The sequence below is a fragment of the Myxococcales bacterium genome, assembly GCA_016720545.1.
Classification (GTDB): Bacteria; Myxococcota_A; Polyangia; order Polyangiales; family Polyangiaceae; genus JAAFHV01.
Genome location: JADKKK010000030.1, coordinates 1 through 4,648, shown reverse-complemented (window position 1 = coordinate 4,648; position 4,648 = coordinate 1). Strand labels below are relative to the sequence as shown.

The 4,648-nt window shown below is 70.6% G+C and carries 5 protein-coding genes; all 5 read right to left on the bottom strand.

Annotation, left to right across the window (positions count from 1 at the left end; genetic code table 11):
- Positions 1-311 precede the first annotated feature (311 nt).
- Positions 312-1,118: a hypothetical protein gene (locus IPQ09_26395; GenBank protein ID MBL0197682.1), complete on the bottom strand. Its 807-nt coding sequence runs from the start codon at positions 1,116-1,118 to the stop codon at positions 312-314.
- On the bottom strand, positions 1,115-1,828 hold the full coding sequence (locus tag IPQ09_26390) for a recombinase family protein (GenBank protein MBL0197681.1): 714 nt from the start codon (positions 1,826-1,828) through the stop codon (positions 1,115-1,117). Before IPQ09_26390 ends, IPQ09_26395 begins: the two co-directional genes overlap by 4 nt.
- Before the next feature lie 294 nt (positions 1,829-2,122).
- A complete protein-coding gene (locus IPQ09_26385) occupies positions 2,123-3,139 on the bottom strand; it encodes a helix-turn-helix domain-containing protein (protein ID MBL0197680.1) in 1,017 nt (338 codons plus the stop codon).
- 1,104 nt (positions 3,140-4,243) lie between these two features.
- Positions 4,244-4,426, bottom strand: coding sequence for a hypothetical protein (locus IPQ09_26380; GenBank protein MBL0197679.1), 183 nt, complete (start codon positions 4,424-4,426; stop codon positions 4,244-4,246).
- Positions 4,423-4,648, bottom strand: a 226-nt coding sequence (locus IPQ09_26375) for a hypothetical protein (GenBank protein MBL0197678.1), incomplete at its 5' end; no start/stop codon positions are given. The genes IPQ09_26380 and IPQ09_26375, both read right to left, overlap by 4 nt.

The following is a 4,648-nucleotide window of genomic DNA, read 5'->3' as shown; positions in this document are numbered from 1 at the left end:
TGCCAGCCTCGCGGTCGCAGTGCCGGAGGAAGTCTTTCAACTGCCGCTTGCGACAGGACGCAGCGCGCGAAGCCTTCACCGCTGCGGCGTCGTTCACCTTGCTGTTGATCTTCGTGGTCATGCGCACGCCCTCCGCGCCGCGCGAGCGGCCCAGTCGATCACCGTCTCAGCGTCAACGTGCGAGAGCCGCGAGAACCACGGCGACCGCGCGCGAGCCGCGGCGACGAATGCCGCACGCGGCAGATCAGGACGCAACGCGCGAGCATCGCGCACCGCGCGGAGAAAGCCCGAAACCTCGCAGAGAGAGCGGCTCATGAACTGGTCTTCTCCATGTGCTCGGGCGGCAGCGCCGCGACGATCATCGCGAGGGTTTCAGGACGGACGTTCTCCCCGTTGATCACCGATGCGATGGGTTCGGTCGACAGCCCGGTCAGCGCCGCGAGTTTCCGATAGCTCCACGCTTTGGGGTCTGCCGCGCGCAACGCGAGGAGTCGCGCGCGTACCTCCGCGACCGTTTCGAGGGGCATCACCCGGACGGGCATCTCAGCGAGGGCGATAGGCGGCTCAGCGATCAACGCCAACTGCCGCGGGTCGACGCGCGCGGCCTCGGTGTCGACCAGCTCAGCGGGGACGCGCGGCGGCGGCGGCACCGAGGGCAGCGGAGGTCGCACCGAGGCGCGCGCGGGCGGTTGCGTGGCGCGGCGCGGTGACATTGAGGGCGACACCACGAGCGGCGGCTCAGCGGGCACTGGCGCGGCCTCTGCGGCCTTCGCAGGGTCGGCGCTGAGCGCGCGCAACAGAAGGGAGCGAACACCGTCACCGAGACCGAAGGATGTCCCCGGCGCCATCGAGCGGAGTCGTTCGGTCTCGACCTTCACGGCGTCGAGAAGGGCGGGCGCGAGACGCACGCCAACGGTCTGCGAGGGCTGAGAGACACCCGGACGGTGGACGTGGTTCGGGTCGAGAGACTTGGACATCGAGGGCTCCACGAGGTCAGGAAGGGCAGCGGCGAGACGCGCGTGCGCCTCGGGGGAGGTCAGGGATGGATGCGCGGCCACGAGCGCGGCGAGCTCGGTGCGGACTCGCGCGACGGTCGCGAGGTCAACGACCGCCGTCATGCGGCCTCGGTGGCGAGGATGTTCGTCACCTGCGTTCGGGCGAGGGCGCGACCCGTGCGACCGACGAGACCAGCTCGCGCGAGTTCCGCGACGATGCCGCGCTGAGAGAGACCCGCGGCGCTGAGCGCGCGCACCTGCGCGATCACCGCTTGTTCGGCGGGGCACTCCACGAGCCGCCCCGCGGCGTCCGCCGTGAAGCCGTAGCGCACGGTGCCGGTGCGCTCCCCGCGAGCCTTCTTGACCGCAAGCGCGGCCTTCGTGCGGGAGCGGATCAACCCGCGTTCGTACGCGGCCGCAGCGTCGAGAACCGAGCGCATGAACTGGTCGGCGGGCGTGTCGCCGTTGCCCGTGCCGTCCGCCGACACGACCCGCGCACCTGCCGCAGCGACGGCGCGATCAATCGCCGCCGCGACGTAGCAGTCACGCGCGAGACGATCGCGCTTCGCCACCACGAGGAGCCCCGCGCCGTGGTGCCGCAGCGCCACGAGGGCGGCACCGAGGGCGGGACGATCACCGAGGTCAGCAGCGCCCGAGACACCCGCGTCGACGTGCCACGAGACCACCGACACGCCCGACGCGCGCGCCCATGTCTCGACCGCGGCGCGCTGAGCGTCGGGGCTCAGGTGCTGGTCGTCGGTCGACGCGCGCAGGTACGCAACGGCGACGGTGGGGCAGGTGCGAGCGCGACGTACGTTACTGCTAGCGGTCATGCACACACCACTACACCCCATCTAGGAAGGATGTCAACAACTGCTAGCGGTAACGAGCGGAGCGGTACAGTGGTCAACAACCGTTCGGTAGTGGGCCACCCGGTCGTTGACCACAAAGCCGCACCTGCCCCGGCTCAGCGTCGGTCGCCGTTAGGCGGCAGACCCCGCGCCCTGGTGCGCGCCTCCCTCACCTAAGCCCGTCGAAGGGCAGTCACCCCGCGGAGTCATCGCGCCCGTCACCCGTCGGGCAAGCGGAGTCACCGCGAGCCGTTGGGGTCGGAGTCACGGGGCGGCTCAGCGTCGCCGGGTGAGGGCGGCACACCGGGCGGCGGCGGCGGCGAGGGCGGGCGGCGGCGACCGCGCAGGAGCCCCGGCAACGCCCGCCGTCGGGGTCGAGAGGGTCGAGACCGCGGGCGGCACCACGAAGGCCCGCACGGGGCATCCACGGCGCGGCGTCGGGGGTGGCGGCGGTCGACGTCTCGGAGGTCGGTCGACGGGAGCCGCGGCGGTTGTCGCGTGCGCGCGCAGTTCGGCAGTAGGAGTGTTTGATGTCTCCCTTGTTCGGCAGGGATTGCCGGTGATGGGAGCGGCCTCGGTGCCATCGTCGGGCGGCTCGCACGGCGGCACTCCATCGAGGTCGGCCGACGGGAGTTCCGCGGAATCCTCCACGGCGAACCCCGCGCCCGTAGAGGTTTCGAGGGGGTGCGCTCCTGGTCGCACGGCGTCGACCAGCTCGGGCACTCCATCGAGGTCGACGGCCACGAGGAGCCCCGTCAGGAACTCCACGAGCGGCGGCTCAGCGTCGGCGGGCGGCTCGACGGCCTCGGTGTCCATCTCAGCGGGGACGCGCGGCGGCACTCCATCGAGGTCAGCGGCCTCGGGCGCGCGCGCAATGAAGCTTGGGGACGTGACCGACGGCGGCTCGTGGTCTCGCGCGACCAGGGCGGCGACGCGACCGACGGCGGCGACGAGATCCGCGGGCGGCTCCACGAGCGGCGGCACCGAGGGCACGAACGGCGGCGCGTCGGCCACGAGCAACCGATACGCGGTCGTCGCGTGTCGGGCGCGTCGCATCCTGAGCGGCGGCACCTGCCGCACGATCACACCCGCGGCCTCGAGCTCTCGCACCGCTGAGCGCACCGTGCGAACGCACCTGCCGGTCATGCGGGCGAGTCGCACCTGCGACGGCCATGCGCCGCCGTTCGCGTCCGCGAACGACCAGAGGGCGGTTGCGACGGCGCGCGGAGTCGCGTGGATGCCGCGGGAATCGAGGTCTGAGAACAGGTCACGCAACGCCCGCCGTGGATGCACTCCACGCGACGGACTAGACGCGCCCGCCCCGCTGAGGGTAGGGTCCATCTCGCTCGTTGATCGAACGCCACGCACCTTGCCGGGTCCGCGTGGCGTTCGCCTTTCGAAGGGGACGCTACGCCCGCGGCGCAGCGCGGATCAACGAGAACCCGTCACGGGGCAGGTGCGCGGGGTCGTCGTGCGAGAGCTCCGTGCGAGTCGTCGGATCACATCGCGTGTCGGCGAACGCAGGTTGCCTCAGCTTCGATGTGCAGACTGTCACGCGACCGACGGAGGAACACGGAGCACGCTCGCGCGGAGGGGAAGCACCGTCGCGCGGGGAGGTCGATGCACCAAATCCACTCGGGCGCCGGGTAGCACGGAACCGCCGCGGGTAGATATTCGAAGGCTTGTGATTGCCACCTTTCGCACGCTGGCTGTGCGGGGAAACACAGCATGTAGTCGCCGGGGAGCGACGAGCAATACGGCGTTGCAGACGGGGGGCAGTTCCGCAATCGGAAGCCGGTGTCTGGTGGTTCCGTGCCGTCGAGGCCAGGGCCTCCCATCACAGTTTCGACCGCGCACAGAGACGCGTCTGCGGCAGGTGTTGCGGCGGCATCGGGCGTCGCAGGTGTTGCGGCGGCATCGGGTGTCGCAGGTGTTGCGGGTGTCGCAGGTGTTGTTGGGTTGAACACCATCACCAGCGCGCAGACGGCAGAGAGCGCGAAGACCACGATGCCGGTTCCCACCGCGAGGAGCTTCATCGTGTCATTCGGGCGGTTCATTTGGGGCGCATCCATCGATGCCGAAGCTACTCCCCATCGCGAGCGATGAGCGCGTTCATGCGACCGGTAGCGCGCGGAGAATCTGCGCGAATGCTGCGGCGAGGGCAGCGATGGGGATTCCTGTGTTGGCGCCGACGTAGGCGAACGCCACGACGAGGAGAAACGCACACATCACGCGTACGATGGAACGAGACATAGCAGGGCCTCCCGGGCGCGTTGATGGCGCGCCCACTGTGGCCACCGACGACTCACATCACGTTCCGCGCGGGGTGCCACCCGCGTGAGGGAACCGTGTTTCGTCGGTGGCTATAGCGTTTCTACGTTGCTGGCGGGGAGGTTCTTACAAGCTGGTCGACGATCGGGCGTCGCTCCGCTCGGTGGCGTCGAGAGCATCCATGACGGCGCGGTAGTGCTCGGGCGAGGGCGGGCCGTGACGGATCATCCACCGAGCGGCGAGGGCAGCGCGCGCACGGGCGTCGACCACCTCGGGCGCGTCGTCGGTCTCGTCGCACCACGAGGTCACGGCGGCACCTCGCGCGGGATGTAGACGGTCAACCCGTCGCTCGACGCGGGAGCGCCATCGAGACGCGGGAGCGCCACAACGGGCGCGTCGGCCTTCTGAGCGATCCGCGCGATCCGCGCGTGTAGTTCGTCGGCGCTGAGGGTCGACGGCGCGGGGCGGACGTATCCCAGCTCGGTCGCGATCCGGTCGGCCTCCGCGCGTAGCTCCTCGTCGCTGAGCGTC

Bases quoted from the DNA above. Each gene is read 5' to 3' on its own strand.
- IPQ09_26395 (MBL0197682.1), bottom strand. From the start codon at position 1,118: ATGACGGCGGTCGTTGACCTCGCGACCGTCGCGCGAGTCCGCACCGAG.
- IPQ09_26390 (MBL0197681.1), bottom strand. From the start codon at position 1,828: ATGACCGCTAGCAGTAACGTACGTCGCGCTCGCACCTGCCCCACCGTC.